Annotated in this window: 13 protein-coding genes and 1 pseudogene; 3 read left to right on the top strand and 11 right to left on the bottom strand. The window is 67.9% G+C overall.

Annotated features, from left to right (window positions below):
• Positions 1–7 precede the first annotated feature (7 nt).
• The 5 genes from ACPUER_RS08155 to glnQ form a co-directional block, all read right to left on the bottom strand.
• On the bottom strand, positions 8–814 hold the full coding sequence (locus ACPUER_RS08155) for an extensin (RefSeq protein WP_175958855.1): 807 nt from the start codon (positions 812–814) through the stop codon (positions 8–10).
• Between the two features lie 163 nt (positions 815–977).
• Entirely contained in the window at positions 978–1,532 is a 555-nt protein-coding gene (locus tag ACPUER_RS08150) for a carboxymuconolactone decarboxylase family protein (RefSeq protein ID WP_096474652.1), read from the bottom strand.
• A 35-nt stretch (positions 1,533–1,567) separates the two neighbouring features.
• Positions 1,568–2,902 carry an aspartate aminotransferase family protein gene (locus ACPUER_RS08145; RefSeq protein WP_425130811.1) on the bottom strand — a complete coding sequence of 445 codons (1,335 nt, stop codon included), beginning with the start codon at positions 2,900–2,902 and terminating at the stop codon, positions 1,568–1,570.
• A 15-nt stretch (positions 2,903–2,917) separates the two neighbouring features.
• The gene (locus ACPUER_RS08140) at positions 2,918–3,967 is read right to left on the bottom strand and encodes a C45 family autoproteolytic acyltransferase/hydolase (RefSeq protein ID WP_425130810.1); all 1,050 of its coding nucleotides are present in this window, start codon (positions 3,965–3,967) and stop codon (positions 2,918–2,920) included.
• 20 nt (positions 3,968–3,987) lie between these two features.
• Positions 3,988–4,716: a glutamine ABC transporter ATP-binding protein GlnQ gene (glnQ, locus tag ACPUER_RS08135; protein ID WP_059237091.1), complete on the bottom strand. Its 729-nt coding sequence runs from the start codon at positions 4,714–4,716 to the stop codon at positions 3,988–3,990.
• 86 nt (positions 4,717–4,802) lie between these two features.
• Here glnQ and ACPUER_RS08130 point away from each other — a divergent pair.
• Positions 4,803–5,852 (top strand): annotated as a pseudogene (locus ACPUER_RS08130) (RNA-guided endonuclease InsQ/TnpB family protein); the annotation flags it as partial.
• A gap of 16 nt (positions 5,853–5,868) precedes the next feature.
• Here the strand turns inward: ACPUER_RS08130 and glnP are convergent.
• The 3 genes from glnP to ACPUER_RS08115 form a co-directional block, all read right to left on the bottom strand.
• Positions 5,869–6,525 (bottom strand): glutamine ABC transporter permease GlnP, encoded by a 657-nt coding sequence (glnP, locus tag ACPUER_RS08125; protein ID WP_175958852.1) that lies wholly within the window; start codon positions 6,523–6,525, stop codon positions 5,869–5,871.
• A 66-nt stretch (positions 6,526–6,591) separates the two neighbouring features.
• Positions 6,592–7,344: a glutamine ABC transporter substrate-binding protein GlnH gene (glnH, locus tag ACPUER_RS08120; RefSeq protein ID WP_175958851.1), complete on the bottom strand. Its 753-nt coding sequence runs from the start codon at positions 7,342–7,344 to the stop codon at positions 6,592–6,594.
• A gap of 524 nt (positions 7,345–7,868) precedes the next feature.
• Positions 7,869–11,408, bottom strand: coding sequence for an ATP-binding cassette domain-containing protein (locus ACPUER_RS08115; protein WP_425130809.1), 3,540 nt, complete (start codon positions 11,406–11,408; stop codon positions 7,869–7,871).
• A gap of 120 nt (positions 11,409–11,528) precedes the next feature.
• On the opposite strand from ACPUER_RS08115, the gene ACPUER_RS08110 reads away from it, so the two are divergent.
• Complete coding sequence (locus ACPUER_RS08110; RefSeq protein WP_105392155.1) at positions 11,529–12,476, top strand: LysR family transcriptional regulator; 948 nt, start codon at positions 11,529–11,531, stop codon at positions 12,474–12,476.
• Between the two features lie 42 nt (positions 12,477–12,518).
• On the opposite strand, the gene ACPUER_RS08105 is transcribed toward ACPUER_RS08110, so the two are convergent.
• On the bottom strand, positions 12,519–12,890 hold the full coding sequence (locus ACPUER_RS08105; RefSeq protein WP_425130808.1) for an MAPEG family protein: 372 nt from the start codon (positions 12,888–12,890) through the stop codon (positions 12,519–12,521).
• Between the two features lie 304 nt (positions 12,891–13,194).
• On the opposite strand from ACPUER_RS08105, the gene alr reads away from it, so the two are divergent.
• Positions 13,195–14,316, top strand: a complete 1,122-nt coding sequence (gene alr, locus ACPUER_RS08100; protein WP_425130807.1) for an alanine racemase — start codon at positions 13,195–13,197, stop codon at positions 14,314–14,316.
• A gap of 168 nt (positions 14,317–14,484) precedes the next feature.
• On the opposite strand, the gene ACPUER_RS08095 is transcribed toward alr, so the two are convergent.
• Both ACPUER_RS08095 and ACPUER_RS08090 read right to left on the bottom strand, forming a co-directional pair.
• On the bottom strand, positions 14,485–15,279 hold the full coding sequence (locus ACPUER_RS08095) for an enoyl-CoA hydratase (RefSeq protein ID WP_425130806.1): 795 nt from the start codon (positions 15,277–15,279) through the stop codon (positions 14,485–14,487).
• Between the two features lie 189 nt (positions 15,280–15,468).
• Positions 15,469–16,890, bottom strand: a complete 1,422-nt coding sequence (locus ACPUER_RS08090; protein WP_425130831.1) for an MFS transporter — start codon at positions 16,888–16,890, stop codon at positions 15,469–15,471.
• Positions 16,891–16,979: the final 89 nt, after the last annotated feature.

The following is a 16,979-nucleotide window of genomic DNA, read 5'->3' as shown; positions in this document are numbered from 1 at the left end:
CGCGTGGTTACTTGGTCGCGGTTGAATCGCCGTTCGCCGGCACTGGCGTCGTCGACTTCAAACTACTCGACTGCCTGACCAGTTGCTCGGTCATCGCGGCGGCAACCGGATTCGCGCCCGACGACGAACCGCCCTGCCGATACGAACCGGAACTCGACGACATCGACGACATCGGCGGCGGCGGCAACGACGGATCGAGCTTCGCCGATTCCCTGACGAGTTCGGCCGTCTCCGGCGTTTCGGCTTTCGTTGCGGATTTTGTTGCGGCAGGCGCAGCGGCCGCGTGGCGTTCGAGGCCGTCGCGCTTGCGCGGCGCGCGTTGCGTGACCTGCGCCGGGGCGGCCGGCTGAGCCGGTTGCGCCTGCTGTGCAGCCGGCGGGGTCGAATCCTGCGCATCGACCGTCACGACGTTGACCTTCGGCGGCGGCGCGCTCGGTTTCGTCACCGGCTGCGCTTTCTCGCTGACAACCGGAACGGCGGGGACAGATGCAGGTGCGGCGCTGACGCGCGCGGGTGCTGCCGGTGCAGGCGCCGGCGCGGTCACCGGTGCGGGTGGAGGCGGCGGAACAGCCGCCTGTTTCGGTGCCGTATCGGGATGGGCTGCCGTCGCGGCAGCCGGTGCCGGCGGCGCGATGGCGCCCTGCACCGCGTGATCGTTGTTCGCTGGCGCCGTGGCAACCGGCGCGGCCGAATCGCCGATGCCGGCGTCTTCGATCGCACGGTGGTCCGCGCGCAGGAGCATCACGTATGCTGTGCCGGCTGCGGCTACCAGGAGCCCTCCGGCGATCATCAAGGTCTTGCGGGTACTCGTCATGCTTGCTCACCGATCATATCGACGTGAACAAGCCATGATACGCGGCCATCGGCCGTTGATCCCGCATGAATACATTTGGTTGCATTGATGCCGGCGGCGCGATCGTCAGACGTATCGTGGCCGCCGTTCCGGCACGATCAATGCGCGGCCACTTGCACGGCGATTACTCCGGAAACGGCAAATCGGTTTGCCCGTCCGCACGCATGCCGAACGTGTTCAGCGTCATCGCGACGAGCGCGTAGTAGCCGAGCAGCGCGACGAGATTCACGACGGTTTCGTGACCGAAGCGGGCCTGCGCACGCGCGAACGTCGCGTCGCTGACGCGCCGCGTATCGTACAGCTCGCTCGCGAACGCATGGATCAACGCGTCGTCGTCCGACTCGAATGCCGGTTCGACGCCGCGCCGGATCGCATCGGCGGTCGCGGCCGGTACACCCGCGTCGAGCGCGATCGGATGGTGGATGTGCCACTCGGCCTGCGAGCGCCAGCGCGCGGCCGTCACGAGAATCGCGAGTTCCGACAGCCGCAGCGGCAGACCCGTGCGATAGCGGCAGAATGCGCCGAGCTTCTGCGCGTGCTGGGCCAGCTCGGGGCTCGCGATCCAGCCGAGAAACGGCCCGTTCAGGTTGCCGCGCGGGCCGCTGAGAATATCGGCCAGCACGGCTTTCTGTGCGTCGGTGGCCGACGCAGGGTCGAAGGGTGGCAGTCTGTCTGTCATGGTGATTCCGGTAAGGGTTCAGTGCATCGATGCCGTCACGCGCCGGCCGCAGCAAGCGCCGCGTCGATCGCGCCCGACAGCCGCTCGACGATCGTATCGATCTGCTGCGCGGTGCAGATGAACGGCGGCGCGATCAGGATGTGATCGCCGTGGACACCGTCGATCGTCCCGCCCATCGGATACACCATCAAGCCGCGCTGCATCGCTTCGCGCTTGACCGCCGCATGCAGCTTCAGCGCGGGATCGAAGGTCGCCTTGCTGTCGCGATCGCGCACCAGCTCGACGCCGACGAACAGCCCGCGGCCGCGCACGTCGCCGATATGCGGATGTGCGCCGTAATGCTCGCGCAAAGATGCGCGCAACTGCTCGCCGCGCGCCTTCACGTTGTCGAGTAGCTTCTCTTCGGCGATCACGCGCTGCACCTCGAGCGCGGCCGCGCACGCGGTCGCATGGCCGAGGTACGTGTGGCCGTGCTGGAAAAAGCCCGACCCGTCGACGATCGTCCGGTAGATGCGGTCGCTCACGAGCGTCGCGCCGATCGGCTGGTAGCCCGCTCCGAGCCCTTTCGCGATCGTCAGCAGATCGGGCGCGACGCCGTCTTCATCGCACGCGTACAGGTAGCCCGTGCGCCCCATCCCCGACATGATCTCGTCGAGAATCAACAGTACACCGTACTTGTCGCACACCGCGCGAATCTTCTTCAGGTATGTGAGTACCGGCGGCACCGCGCCGGCCGTTGCGCCCACCACCGTTTCCGCGACGAATGCCGCGACGTTTTCCGCGCCGAGTTCGACGATCTTCTGCTCGAGCTCGTCCGCCAGGCGCTGCGCATACGCTTCGTCGGTTTCTCCCGCCTGCTGGTCGCGATACGCATAACACGGGCTCACGTGATGCGCTTCGATCAGCAGAGGCAGGAACGGCTCGCGCCGCCACGCATTGCCGCCGATCGCGAGCGCGCCGAGCGTGTTGCCGTGATAGCTCTGGCGCCGCGCGATGAAATGGCGGCGCTGCGGCTCGCCTTTCTCGACGAAATACTGGCGCGCGAGCTTCAGCGCGGCCTCGATCGCCTCGGAGCCGCCCGATACGAAATACACGTGTTCGAGGCCGGCCGGCGCGGCGTCGACGAGCCGGTCGGCCAGTTCCTCGGCCACGTCGGTCGTGAAGAACGACGTATGCGCGTACGGCAGTTGCTGCGCTTGGCGCTTGATCGCGTCGATCACGCGCTGGTTGCTGTGGCCGAGACACGAGACGGCCGCGCCGCCGCATGCGTCGATATAGCGTTTGCCGGTCGAGTCGATGATCTCGATGCCGTCGCCTGCGACGGCGACGGGCAAGGTCGCGCGCGGGGCGCGATGGAAAACGGTCGTCATGCGTTGCCTCATGGATCAGGACGCGCCGTGCGCGCGCCCGGACGGCACGATGCGCGTCGCGAAGCGCTGCGTGCCGTGCTGGTAAATGGTGAAACCGATCGCCGCCGCGCCGATCGCGAACACCGCGGTCGCGAGCGTGTTCTCGTCGTCGGGGTCGGCCGGGTCGTCGCGGTAGATCGGCAGTCCTTCCGGCGCGCGATCGCCGAGCACGCGCAGCAGCGCGGCTTCGTCGATCGCGTCGATGCCGGGCGTCAGCGCATCGACGCGCCGCTGGCGGTCGGCCGACGATTGCGTGACGATCTGCGCCTCTGCTTCGCAGCCGGGATGCACGAGATGGTTCGCATGGCCGGCAAGCCTTGTCACGTCAATCACCGAACAACGCGCGGCGCTCGCTTCGATGCTCAGCAGCCGCGCATCGCCGGTCGCGCCGAGCGTGTGATGAAAACCGCTCGCGCGGGCATGCAGGCGCAGCACGTCGGCCGCCGCGTCGAGCGACGTCGCGTCGAGCACGGCACGCGCGAGGATCATCCGCGGCACGCCCGGTGCCGGCGTGCGAATCCGCAGGTTGTTGATCGCCTGCGCGATACCCGCGCGGTTCGCGGCAAACGTATGGCCCGGCAGCGAACCGGGGTAGTAGAAACTGATGAAGCCCGGCTTGCCTGCCGGCTGCACGTCGACGAGCAGGCAGCGCTCGCGCAGGAACGGGTCGCCGTCCTCGTTGTGCGCGATCCAGCGCGTGCCGTCCGCGTCGCGCGCGGCGAGCGTCGTACAGCCGTCCGGCGCGTTGTGGATCAGCTCGCCGCGGCAGTTCCAGAGGAAGATGTCCTCGGCCGGCCAGCCGATGCCCGCCGCGATCCCGTCCAGTTCCGCGACGAGATCGGGGTACGCGGCCAGCGCGGCCTGCCGCAGCGCGCCGACGAACGGATGGCCGCGCCAGCGGCGCACGGCCTGCCATGCGCTGCTCTGCTGCATGTACGCATCGAACACGGGACGGGCGAGTTCGCCGAGGCGCACGCCGATATCGAACGGCGCGCCGGCGATGACGGGCGAAAGGGAAAGCGGCATGTCGAATGTATCGGTTTCGTTCAGGACACGTGTTTCAGGAACTCCTTCAGGCGCGGCGTCGGCGGCCGGTCGATCAGGTCGACCGGATGGCCGTCCTCGGCAATCCCGCCCTGATCCATGAACAGCAGGCGCGTGCCGACCCGCTTCGCGAAGCCGATCTCGTGCGTGACGACGATCATCGTCATCCCTTCGGTTGCAAGATCCTGCATCACTTTCAGCACTTCGTGGCGCAATTCCGGATCGAGCGCCGACGTCGGCTCGTCGAACAGCATCAGCCGCGGCCGGATCGCGAGCGCGCGCGCGATCGCGACGCGCTGCTGCTGGCCGCCCGACAGCTCGGACGGGTAATGATTCGCGCGCGATTCGAGGCCGACCTTGTCGAGCAGCGCCATCGCCTGGTCGCGCGCGTCGGCGCGCGATGCGCCGCGCACCTGGATCGGCCCGAACATCACGTTCTCGAGCGCGGTCATTTGCGGAAACAGGTTGAACTGCTGGAACACCATGCCGGCTTCGAGCCGGATGTTGCGGATCGTGGTCGCGTTGCCGCGCACGCTCTGGCCGTCGACGAGCAGTTCGCCGCCGGTGATTTTCTCGAGCGCGTTGATACAGCGCAGCATCGTCGATTTGCCCGACCCCGACGGGCCGATCACGACCACCACCTCGCCCGCGTCGATCTTCAGGTCGATGTGCTTCAGCACCGGCACGTGGCCGAAGCTCTTCGACACGTTCTGGAATTCGATCATGCTCATAGGATGCTCCAGGAAACGCTGCAATTTTTGGCAAAGCGGAAAAAAGCGTTGTTGACAGACAGCGCTCCAACATTAGAGTGGCGAGCATGATCCTTGTCTACCGCTACCGGGTAAAGTCGCTCAACGGACTGCTTAACAAGCAGAGCCGTGCGGTGAACTACGTCTGGAACTTCTGCAACGACACGCAGAAGCACGCGCTCAAGTGGAACAAGAAGTGGCCGACGGGTTTTGACCTGAACGTGCTGACCACGGGTAGCAGCAAGGAACTCGGGATCCACTCCGGTACCGTCAACGCAACGTGCGAGCAGTACGCGAAATCGCGCAGCCAGCACCGTCGGCCCTACCTGCGCTATCGCGGCAGGAAATCGCTCGGCTGGGTACCGCTGAAGGGCCGCGACCTGAAGCGCGAGGGCGATGCATTTCGCTTCGCAGGAAATACCTTTCGCGTGTTCAGCAGTCGCCCGCTTCCCGAAGGCAAGATCAAGGACGGAACCAACTTCGCGCAGGATGCGCGTGGCAACTGGTTCCTGAACATCGTGATTGAGATGTCCGACGTTCAGGCTCGCCCGATCCATTCCGGCGTCGGCATCGATCTCGGCCTGAAAGACTTCGCCACACTTTCGACCGGCGAAAAGCTGCCGAACGACCGCTTCGGTCAACGCGCGGCTGAAAAGCTGGCGAAAGCCCAACGCGCGCGAAAGCACAAGCGGCATATCGCGAAGCTGCACGCCAAGGTGACGAACGCCCGCGCCGATTTCCAGCACAAGCTCGCGCTCGATCTGATTCGACGCTTCGACTACATCGCGGTCGGCAACGTGTCCGCCGCGAAACTCGCCAGAACCAGGATGGCGAGAAGCGTCTATGACGCATCCTGGTCGTCCTTCCGAAACAAGCTCCGCTACAAAGCGATCGCGCACGGAGCCTCGTTTGAGGAAGTGGACGAAAGCGGTTCTACCCAGTCCTGTTCGGCGTGCGGGTCGAATGACAGCACGACGCGGCCGAAAGGTATCGCGGGGCTGCGAATAAGAGAGTGGACCTGCAGTGGCTGTGGTGTCGTGCATGATCGAGATACCAACGCTGCGTTGAACATTCTCCGATGCGGACGTGCATCGCCAGTTGTGGGAATTGCTCCTCTTCAGGGAAGCAGGGACGTCAAAGGATCCTCATCCGCTTTTCGACGAGCCGCAGCGTCAGCGTCATCGCACCGGTCAGCATCAGGTAGATGACAGCCACCGCGCTCCAGATCTCGACCGCCTGGAAATTGCCCGCGATGATTTCCTGCCCCTTGCGCGTCAGTTCGCCGACGCCGATCACGATGAACAGCGACGTGTCCTTCAGGCTCACGATGCACTGGTTGCCGAGCGGCGGAATCAGCCGCCGGAACGCCAGCGGCCCGACCACCTTCAGCAGCACGCGCGGCATCGACAAGCCCATCGCGAGCCCCGCTTCCGTCAGTCCCTTCGGGATCGACAGCAGCGCGCCGCGCACCACTTCAGCGAGATATGCGCCGGAATTCACCGTGATCGCGATGATCGCGGCCGTCAGGCCGTCGATCCGGATGTGCGCGAGCAACGGCAGCGCGAAATACAGGAACATCACCTGCACGACGATCGGCGTGCCGCGAATCAGTTCAATGTAGACCTGTGCGAGCACGTTCATCGCCTTCGGTCCGTATGCGCGGAACATGCCCGCGATCATCCCGACGATGAAGCCGCCCACCAGCCCGAAAAGTGCGATGAACACCGTCAACCGGACCCCGTCCATCAGGTCCGGCAACGCCGCCCAGATCGCCGACCAATCGAAATTCACTTGTCGCTCCCCGTTCGATTCAAGACCGGCGCGGCCGCACGGCCGCGCGCTGTTGCGCCGTCACGCTCACATCTTCGGCGGCTCGGCGCCGAACCACTTCCTGTAGATCTGCGCGTAGCGGCCGTCGGCCTTGATCTTCACGAGCGACGCGTTGACCTTCGGCACGAGCGCGCTGCCCTTCGGAAAACCCATCCCGTACTTGTCGCCGCTGACCGGCTGCCCCGCGACCTGCACCTTGCCCTTGCCTTCGTTGTTCACGAAGAACAGCACGTTCGGCGTATCGTGCATCGCCGCGTCGACACGGCCGGCTTCAAGCGCGAGATAGGCCTGGTCGATGTTCGGGAACTGGCGGATCTCCTTCGGCTTCAGGTGCGCCTTGATCCAGTCGATCGTCGCGGTGCCCGTCTTCGCGGCGATCACCTTGCCGTTCAGGTCGTCGATCGACTTGATCGTCGTGTTGCCGACCTGCACCATCGCCGCGAGGCCGCTGTCGTAGTACGGCGCGGAGAAGTCGATCGCCTTCTTGCGCTCCTCCTTGATCGTCATCCCCGACAGCGCGACGTCGATGTTCTGCGTCTGCAGCGCCGGGATCAGGCCCGCGAAATCCATCGGCTGGATCGTGTATTTCCAGCCCTGGTCCTTCGCGATCTCCGCCCACAGATCGAGATCGAAGCCGACGTACTTGTCGCCCTGCTTGAACTCGAACGGCATGAACGACGTATCGGTCCCGACGACGAGCGTCCTGGTATCCGCGTGCGCGAGGCTTGCGCCGAGCGCGGCAACGACCGCGACGGCTTTCAGGAAGGAACGGCGACTCATGGTTTCTCTCCGCATGATTGAGCGATGTAGCCGGCCAGCCGGCCGGCGGGAACGACGACATCAAGCCGCACCGCAACATGCGATGTTGAATTAGACCGTAGTGCAACATGTGTTGTCAACGGCGATACTACGACAACAAAAAAGTGCGCAACGGGGAATTGCATCGAGACAAACCCGGGCCGTGCTGGCGGGATACATCGGAGGAATCGGGGCATGGCCGGAGCGGAGCGCCCGGGCCGGGTCGCGCCGCACGGGCGGATGGCGGAACGTGAGAGAGGATGGTCGCGTTTGGTGTGCGCCCGCAGGTTTGCCATCCCGTGCAACACGTGCGGCGGGATGACGACGGCGCAACCGCGAGCGCATTCGCCACGATCCGCCGCCGTTCGCGCAGGGAGTCAGCGATTCGACACGGCGTCGTGCCGGGGTGGTCGTGCCCGCGGAGCCGGCAACCGCCGGCGCGCCTCAACGAGCGTTGCGGGATTCGCGCCTGAACGCCGGCCGGCGGCACACCGATACGGCTTCGATCACGCCGCCACCCCGCTCGCCTGATGCGACACGAGCCGCGCATACGCACCCTGCCGCGCCATCAGTTCCGCATGACGCCCGGCCTCGATGACGCTGCCCTGCTCGATCACGAGAATCGTGTCGGCATTGCGCACGGTCGACAACCGGTGCGCAATGATGATCGACGTGCGCTGCGTCATCAGGTCGTCCAGCGCCGCGCGAATCTGCTGCTCGCTGATCGTGTCCAGGTGGGACGTCGCCTCGTCGAGGATCAGCACGGGCGCATCCTTCAGGAACGCGCGCGCGATCGCGACACGCTGGCGCTGGCCGCCCGACAGCTGGACGCCGCGCTCGCCAACGCGCGTCGCGAGCCCGTCCGGCAGCCGCGCGACGAATTCGCCGAGCGCCGCATGATCGATCGCGCGCTGCACGTCCGCGTCGGACGCGTCGCTCGCGGCGAGCCGGATGTTCGCTTCGAGCGTGTCGTTGAAAAGATAGGTATCCTGCGCAACGAGCGCGATGTGCTGCCGCAGGTCGTCAAGCCGCAGGTCGCGCAGGTCGACGCCGCCGAGCGTCACGCGGCCGTGCTGCGGATCCCAGAAGCGTAGGAGCAGGCTCGCGACCGTCGACTTGCCGGCGCCCGACGCGCCGACCAGCGCAACCGTGCTGCCGGCCGGCACCTCGAAGCTCACGCGGTCGATCGCGGGCACGCCGCGGCCCGGATACGTGAAGCACGTTTCCTCGAAGCGCACCGCCGGGTTGCCGGGCATCGGCTGCGTGCCGTCCGTTACGGTCACGGGCTCCTTCTCGAGCGCGCGCAACCGTCGCGTCGACGCGATCGTGTCGGCGAGCTGGCGCGCGACCTGGCCGATTTCGGCAACCGGCATGAACGCGGCCACCGCGACCAGCACCAGCAGCGGCAACGACTCGCGCGGAAACCAGCCGCGCGCGCACAGCAGCGCGCCGAGCGCCGCGACGGCCAGCCCGCCGAGCCCGCTCGCGATTTCCAGCGCGGCGCTTTGCGTCGACAGGTCGTCGAGCAGCTTCGCGCGCTGCTTCCGATACGCATCGACCTCGGCCACGAACGCTTCGCGCCGACGCGCGATCGCCTGGAACGCGGTCAGCTCCGCGAGCCCCTGGATCGTTTCGGTCAGGTGCGCGCCGAGCTGGCCGAGCGCTTCGCGCGCGCCGGTGCCGAGCCGGTCGACGTCGCGGCGGGCCAGCACGGGCGCCAGCCCGGCCCACAGCAGGAACGGCAGCAGCACGAGCGCGAGCGGCCACGCGATCGACGCGAGCAGCACCAGCACGCCGGCCGGCACAAGCACCGCGACGAACGCGGGCGCCAGCGTGTGCGCATAGAAATACTCGACCGTCTCCACGTCCTGCGTCGCGAGCGCGACGAGATCGCCGGAACGGCGACGCAGCAGCCCGGCCGGCGCGAGGCGTTCGAGCGTCGCGAACAGCGCGATGCGCATTTCCGCGAGCAGCCGGTACGCCATGTCGTGCGCGAGCCACGATTCGAGCCAGTGCAGCACGGCCGCCACCGGCGCGATCACGAGCAGCGCCGCGACGAGCGCCATGCTCGCGTGACCGGCCGACACAGCGCCGACCACCAGCGCGCCGATCACGCCGACGCCGACGAACGCGAGCACACGGCCGATCCCGAACAGCACGGTCAGCGCGACCTTGCTCTTCCACGGACGCACGAAGCGCAGCAGCGTCCGCAACGTTTCCGGCCAGCCGATCGTCGCCGCGTCGTCGTTCAGCGGCCTGACCTGCGGGCCCGACGACGCACGCGCGGTGGCGCCGGCCGCCGTCGCCGCGCCGATCGATTCGGCGACCGCCTCCAGTTGCGGCCCCATCAGCCGGCGATACGGACCGTCGCGCGCGATCAGCGCCGCGTGCGTCCCTTCGTCGACCACCTGCCCCTGGTCGAGCACCAGGATGCGGTCGGCGCCGATCACGCTGGACAGCCGGTGCGCGAGCACGAGCGTCGTGCGCCCGCGCGTGAGCCGGTCGAGCGCCTGCTGGATCAGCGCCTCGTTTTCCGCGTCGACCGACGACAGCGCCTCGTCGAGCAGCAGGATCGGCGCATCGCGCAGCAGCGCGCGGGCAATCGCGATGCGCTGGCGCTGGCCGCCCGACAGCATCAGCCCGCGTTCGCCGATGCGCGTCGCGTAACCGTCGGGCAGCGCCGAGATGAAATCGTGCGCGTTGGCGGCGCGCGCGGCCGCGATCATGTCCGCGTCGCTCGCATCGGGGCGGCCGAGCCGCAGGTTGTCGGCGACGCTGCCGTCGAACAGCGTCGCATCCTGCGCGACGACCGCGATCATCTCGCGTACCTGGTCGGCGTCGAGCGTGCGCACGTCGTGGCCGCCGATGTGGATCGCGCCGCCCTGCGCGTCATGCTGGCGCAGCAGCAGGCGCACGATGGTCGACTTGCCCGCGCCGCTCGGGCCGACGATCGCCACCGTCTCGCCTTCGCGGACCGAGAAGCTCAGCGCCGCATGCGCGTCCGCGCGGCGCCCCGGATACGCGAAGCTGACGCCGTCGAACACGATCTCCGGCCGCAAGCCCGTCACGCGCGGCGCATCGGCGGCCGGCGCATGGCTGCCCGCGTCGAGCAGCGCGTGGATTGCATTCGCCGCCGACTGGCCGATCATTCCCTGATGCAGCACCGCGCGCAGGTCGCGCAGCGGCCGGAAGATCTCGCTGCCGGCCATCAGCACGATCAGCAGCGCCTCGAGGCTCATGTCGCCGTGCCGCACGCGCCACGCGCCGACCGCGATCGCCGCGGCCGCGCCGAGGCCGGTGCCGAGATCGGTGAAGAGCCGCGTCAGCAGGCCGAGCGCGAGCACCCAGAACGTGCTGTCGGACAACGCGCGCGCCTTCGCGGCCAGCTTCGCGCCGAACGCGGTGCTCTGCCCGAACGCCTTCAATGTCGGCAGGCCCTGCACCGCATCGAGAAACTCCTCGCCGAATGCCTTGAAGGCGGCCGAGCGTGCGAGCGCCGCGCGCCGGTCGGCGCGATGCACGAGCTGCGGCAGCGCGAGCGTGACGAGCGCCGCGACCAGCAGGATCGCGGCCGTCGGCACGTCCCACCATGCGAGCACCGCGAAGATCATCACCGGCGCGCACGCGGCGATCACGAGCTGCGGCAGGTAGACGCCGAAGAAGGTCTGCAGTTGCTCGACGCCGTCGACGACGGCCAGCATCACGCCGCCCGTGCGTTCGCCGCCGAACCATGCGGGGCCGAGCGCGGCGATCCGGTCGAACAGCCGCGCGCGCAGCGTGGCCTGCACGCGCCCGGCCGTGTGCTGCGCGAGCACCGTGCGGCGATGGTCGAGCCATGCGCGCAGCAGCACGCAGGCCGCCGTTGCAACGACGGCTTCGGCGATGCTGCGCACCGGCGCGGCGGAAAAGACCAGCGCCAGCACGCGGCCGAGGAACACGAAACGGAGGATGCCGACACCCATCGCGAGCAGCCCGAGCGCGACGGCCGCGGCCACCCGCCAGCGTAGTCCCGCCATCATTGCCCATAGTCGTCGGTCGAAATACATGAAGCCCTCCAGTCGGTGTTTCGGTGCGGTTTTTCTTGACCGGATCGAGGCTACCTGCGCGGCCCGCGCGCGGCAAAAGATGATTTTTCAACGGGTGTTGAGTCAACTACAATACCCCGCATGTCGCACCTTCCTCCCCTTAGCGCACTGCGGGCTTTCGAGGCGGCTGTCCGCCTCGGCGGGTTCGCGCGCGCGGCGGCCGAGCTGAACGTATCGACCAGCGCGGTCAGCCACCAGATCCGCGCGCTCGAGGAATCGCTCGGCGCGCGGCTGCTCGAACGCAGCACGGGGCTCGGCGGCATCGGCCTCACGCCGGCCGGCGCACGCCTGCTGCCGGCCGTCAGCGACGCGCTGTCGCGCCTGACCGACGCCTGCGCCGAGATTCGCGGCACCGCGCAACGGCTCACCGTTTCCGCCAATGCGCCGTTTTCGTCGATGTGGCTCGCACGCCGTCTCGCGGAATTCTCGTCGCTTCATCCCGAAACGCCGCTGCATGCCGTCGTGCTCGAAGATGAACCGGATTTCGCGCGCAGCGGCATCGATCTGGCGATCGTGCACGTGCCCGCGCACCGGCTGCGGGCCGACGACGACGTGCTGATGCGGGAGACCGTGTTTCCGGTATGTAGCCCCGAGCTGTATCCGTACGCATCGGGGTACGTGTGCCGCTCGCGGCTGCTGCAGGAAATGCACGAAAACAGCCCCGAGATCGACTGGCGCAACTGGGCATCGGAGTTCGGCTTGCCGGACGATTTCGAAACGAAGATCGTCCGCTACAGCAGTTTCAGCCAGGTGATCGGCGCGGCGGTGGGCGGTGCGGGCATCGCGCTCGGCCGCGTGCCGCTCATCGAGCCCGAACTGCGCAGCGGACGTCTGGTGCCGCTGGTGCCGGGCCTCCAGCGCGACGCGTCATGGCGCTTCGTGCTGCGCCGCCATCCGTCGACGCGGCACCGGCTGCTCGATCCGTTGATCGCGTTCCTGCGCCGCGAAGCGGACGCGCCGCCGTTCGTCGCCAAGATCGTTGCGCCCGCATCCAACGACAGTCACGCGCGGGGCGCGGGCGGCGCCTAGCAGCGCCGGCACGCGAAGCCGGCACCGCTTCTCAACGGCCGGTTACGGCGTGGCGAAGAACAGCGCGACGACGCACACCATCCCGCCGAACCACACGAGCGAACGCAGCGACGCCCAGTTCAGCAGGTACATCAGCGGATAGACGATGCGGATCGCAACGAAGCCCATCGCGAGCTGGTCGACGTGATGCGCGTTCGCGCCGTTGTGCCACGCGACCACCAGCGCGGCCGTGAACAGCGCAAGCGCTTCCCACGCGTTCTGGTGCGCGGCCTGCGCCCGCGCACGCCAGCCTTCGAGTTTCGCCAGGTAGTCGCGCGGCGTACGGTTGTCGTAGCCCTTGCGAGCCTTGGCCAGGAACGTCAGCGGGAACGGCAACAGCGCCACGATGAACAGGCACAGCTGGGACGTCGTCATCAAAGTCTCCTCCTTTATGATAATTACATTGCTCAATGACAAAATCGTCGAGAGCTTAGCATCGCGCCACGCTGTTCACGCACCGGTTTTCTAGACGGGAGACTCGGCTGCACGTGCCGCCGACGGCTGCGGTCAGCGTAGTCCGCCACCCCAATTTCCACCAAATCATCCACAAATACGTTAATTAAAACTGGTCGAACACCAATAAGATAGCGCTCAACACTGGCTTGGCGCATAACCGCGCCAGCCTGCCGATCCGGGCGCGCCGCCGCGCGCCGAACGACATCCGACCCGAGCCATCGCCATGCCCCGTCCCATCGTCGCCCATATCCGCCCCGACGCCGTCCGCCACAACCTCGACTTCATCCGCCGCACCGCTGCGCAGTCGCGCGTGTGGGCCATCATCAAGGCCAACGCATACGGCCACGGCATCGAACGGATCTACCCGGGCCTCGCGGCCGCCGACGGCATCGGGCTGCTCGATCTCGACGAAGCCGTGCGCGTGCGCGAGCTCGGCTGGGACAAGCCCGTGCTGCTGCTCGAAGGGATCTTCGAGCCGGCCGACATCGAACTGGCCGATCGCCATCGGCTGACGGTGGCCGTGCACTGCGACGAGCAGCTCGACCTGCTGATCGCCGCGAAGCCGCAGCAGCCGGTCGACATCCAGCTCAAGATGAATTCCGGGATGAACCGGCTCGGCTACCGGCCCGCCGCGTTCCGCGCCGCGTGGGAACGCGCGGCGAGCGCGCCGTCGATCGGCAGGATCACGCTGATGATGCATTTCGCGAACGCGGACGAAGGCGAGGTCGACTGGCAACTCGATCAGTTCAACGCGACCACGGCCGGGATTCCGGGCGAACGCTCGGTATCGAATTCGGCGGCCGTGCTGTGGCATCCGCGCGCGCACCGCGACTGGGTGCGGCCCGGCACGATCCTGTACGGCGCGTCGCCGACCGGCTCGGCGCGGCATATCGCCGACACGCCGCTGATGGCCGCGATGACGCTGATGAGCAGGATCATCGGCGTGCAGACGCTGTCGCCGGACGAAACCGTCGGCTACGGCCGCCGCTTCACGGCCGACCGGCCGATGCGGATCGGCGTCGTCGCGTGCGGCTACGCGGACGGCTATCCGCGCCATGCGCCGACCGGCACGCCGATCGCGGTGGACGGCGTGATGACGCGCGTCGTCGGCCGCGTGTCGATGGACATGCTGACCGTCGACCTGACGCCGTGCCCGGACGCGGGCATCGGATCGAGCGTCGAGCTGTGGGGCGACCAGGTGAAGGTGGACGATGTCGCGGAAGCCAGCGGCACGATCGGCTACGAGCTGATGTGCGCGCTCGCGCGCCGCGTGCCGGTCGTGATCGTGCCGCCCGGCGCGTCGACCGCGCAGCCGGCGCTGCGGACCGGGAGCTACGGGCACTGACCGAGGTCGATGCTGCGGCGCACACTACCGCGCCGCCGCGCGTGCCGCTTCACTTGCGGGCCGCCTCGGGCGGTCCGTTTACGTGCCGGCGGACGGGAAACCGGAGCCGGGGAATACGCGTTTGTTACAGCCCTTCCGCTCCGCTCGACCGGCCGATCCGGCGAGGTACTACGAGCGCCACGTCGGCTTCCGCTTCTCGAGGAACGCGTCGATCCCTTCGCCGGCATCCTCTTCCATCATGTTGCGCGCCATCACGTCGCCTGCATACGCATACGCTTCGTCGAGCGGCAACTCGCGCTGGCGATAGAAAATCTGCTTGCCGTAGCGCACCGCGGCCGGGCTCTTCGCGACGATCTCCGCGACCTTGCGCGCGACGGCCGCGTCGAGCGCGTCCTCGGGCACGGCCTCGTTGACGAGCCCCCACGCGGCGGCCGTCGCCGCATCGACGAAGCGCCCGGTCACGAGCATGTCGAACGCGCGCTTCGCCGTGACGTTGCGGCTCAACGCGACGGCCGGCGTCGAACAGAACAGCCCGACGTTGATGCCCGATACCGCGAAGCGCGCGGTGTCGGCCGCGATGGCCAGGTCGCACGCGGCGACGAGCTGGCAGCCGGCGGCCGTCGCGATGCCCTGCACACGCGCGATCACCGGCACCGGCAATGCGCGCATCGCGAGCATCACGCGGCTGCACTGCGCGAACAGCGAGCGGTAGTAGTCGAGTTCCGGCTTGCCGCGCATCTGCCGCAGGTCGTGGCCGGCGCAGAACGCCTTGCCTTGCGCGGCCAGCACGACGCAGCGCACGTGCGGATCGGCCGCCAGCGCACCGAACGCGTCGTACAGGCTCGCGAGCATCGCTTCGGACAACGCGTTGAACTGCTGCGGCCGGTTCAGCCGCAGCGTGACGACGCCGTCGCGCACCTCGCGCAACAGGATCGGCTCGGCAGTCTGTTGATCGGGTTCCATGATGTTTCGCTCGACGGGTTCGGCAGGATTGGGGGCGGCACGAACGGGCAGCGATGACGCACGCGCGTTCGCGGCATGTCGATGAAATGGTCCTCCACATTCCGTGCGGCGTCCAGTCGCGCGGCCGCACGTGCCTGCGCGGTGGCCTGCGTGCCGCCGTACCACCGTGCAGACCACGCGATTCGCGCGTCAGCGGCTTCGCTGCGCGGTTTTCGCCGTGCCTGCCGTCCGCGCGGCAAGGGCGGCCGTCGCATAGGCGACACCACCGACCACCGCGATCGCCCACAGCGCGGCGGTCGGATTCGGCAACAGCATCGTCGCGGCGCTGGCGATGGCCACGCCGAACAGGCTTCCTGCCTGTCGCGCCGCATTGAGGAATCCTGACGCCACACCCGCCGCGTCCGCGGGCACCTGTTCGAGTACGGTCGAGATCATCGGCGCCACGGACAGCGCGGTCCCGGTGCCGAATGCGGCCATCGCCGTCCAGGCCACCGGCCACGGCGCGCGCAGCGCAAGCGCGGCCGCGATTGCCGGAATGGCCAGCGCCGCCATCCCGAGACCGTTCGCCATCAGCCGGACCGGGTGCACCCGGCCCTGCAATTTTCCGGACAACAGATTGCCGAGCGACAGGCTCAGCGCGAACGGCAACAGCGTCAGCCCCGTCTGCCGCGCGCTCATGCCGAAGCGCCCGTGCAGGTACAGGCTCAGCACGAACAGCAAGCCGAAGTAGCCGACATAGACGAGGCTGCCCATCAGGTTCATCGCGACGAAGGTGCGATTGCGAAACCACGCCAGCGGAACCATCGGATCGCGAGCACGCCGCTCGATGACGACCAGCGCGGCTGCGGCGAGTCCGGCGACCAGAAGCGCGCACCGGACTTCCGCCGCGCCCGGGCCGCGCGTCGGCAGTTCGATCACGGCGAAACACAGCGCGCCGAGCGCCATCGCACCGACACACTGGCCGGCCCAATCGAAGTGGCGCGTTTGCCGCGCGACCGACGCCCGGACGAGTACGGCCGCCCCGGCAAACGCGACCGCGCCGGTCGGCACATTGATCAGGAACGCGCTGCGCCAGCCGAAATCGTCCACGAGGATACCGCCCAGCACCGGCCCCACGGCCACCGCAACCGACGCGATGCCCGCCCATACCGCAATCGCCCGCGCCCGCTCAGCAGGCACGTCGAAGGTGCTGCGCACGACCGCGAGAGACGCGGGCAAAAAGAGCGCGGCGCCCATGCCCTGCACGAGTCGCGCGGCCACGAGAATGGCCACGGACGATGCGAAGCCGCATCCCGCCGATGCGGCGACGAACAGCGCCAGCCCCGCGAGGTAGACGTGCTTGGCGCCGAACCGGTCGGACAGCGCGCCGCCCGCGAGAATCAGCGCGGCGAAGCTGAGCGTGTACGCGTCGACGATCCACGCGAGCTCCGCGACCGTCGCACCGAGACTCGCGCGCATCGCTGGCAGCGCAACGTTGACGATCGTCGTATCGAGTACCGCCATGAACATTCCGATCGCGACGAGCGCAAGCGTGAAGCGGCGTTCGCGGGCCGTCGGGCGGCCCGCTGCCGTGATGGATACGGGAAGGGAAACAGGATTGCAATCGGGCATGAAACCTCCAGGCAGATGCCGGGAGTCTAGAAACGGCACGCGATGCAGAAAAGTGATAATTTCGCATTTGCCTGATGCAGATATGCATC

Source organism: Burkholderia sp. DN3021 (genome assembly GCF_049805555.1).
Classification (GTDB): Bacteria; Pseudomonadota; Gammaproteobacteria; order Burkholderiales; family Burkholderiaceae; genus Burkholderia; species Burkholderia pyrrocinia_C.
This window is presented reverse-complemented; position numbering and strand designations above follow the sequence as displayed.

Bases quoted from the DNA above. Each gene is read 5' to 3' on its own strand.
- ACPUER_RS08155 (WP_175958855.1), bottom strand. From the start codon at position 814: ATGACGAGTACCCGCAAGACCTTGATGATCGCCGGAGGGCTCCTGGTA.
- ACPUER_RS08150 (WP_096474652.1), bottom strand. From the start codon at position 1,532: ATGACAGACAGACTGCCACCCTTCGACCCTGCGTCGGCCACCGACGCA.
- ACPUER_RS08145 (WP_425130811.1), bottom strand. From the start codon at position 2,902: ATGACGACCGTTTTCCATCGCGCCCCGCGCGCGACCTTGCCCGTCGCC.
- ACPUER_RS08140 (WP_425130810.1), bottom strand. From the start codon at position 3,967: ATGCCGCTTTCCCTTTCGCCCGTCATCGCCGGCGCGCCGTTCGATATC.
- glnQ (WP_059237091.1), bottom strand. From the start codon at position 4,716: ATGAGCATGATCGAATTCCAGAACGTGTCGAAGAGCTTCGGCCACGTG.
- glnH (WP_175958851.1), bottom strand. From the start codon at position 7,344: ATGAGTCGCCGTTCCTTCCTGAAAGCCGTCGCGGTCGTTGCCGCGCTC.
- ACPUER_RS08115 (WP_425130809.1), bottom strand. From the start codon at position 11,408: ATGTATTTCGACCGACGACTATGGGCAATGATGGCGGGACTACGCTGG.
- ACPUER_RS08110 (WP_105392155.1), top strand. From the start codon at position 11,529: ATGTCGCACCTTCCTCCCCTTAGCGCACTGCGGGCTTTCGAGGCGGCT.
- ACPUER_RS08105 (WP_425130808.1), bottom strand. From the start codon at position 12,890: ATGACGACGTCCCAGCTGTGCCTGTTCATCGTGGCGCTGTTGCCGTTC.
- alr (WP_425130807.1), top strand. From the start codon at position 13,195: ATGCCCCGTCCCATCGTCGCCCATATCCGCCCCGACGCCGTCCGCCAC.
- ACPUER_RS08095 (WP_425130806.1), bottom strand. From the start codon at position 15,279: ATGGAACCCGATCAACAGACTGCCGAGCCGATCCTGTTGCGCGAGGTG.
- ACPUER_RS08090 (WP_425130831.1), bottom strand. From the start codon at position 16,890: ATGCCCGATTGCAATCCTGTTTCCCTTCCCGTATCCATCACGGCAGCG.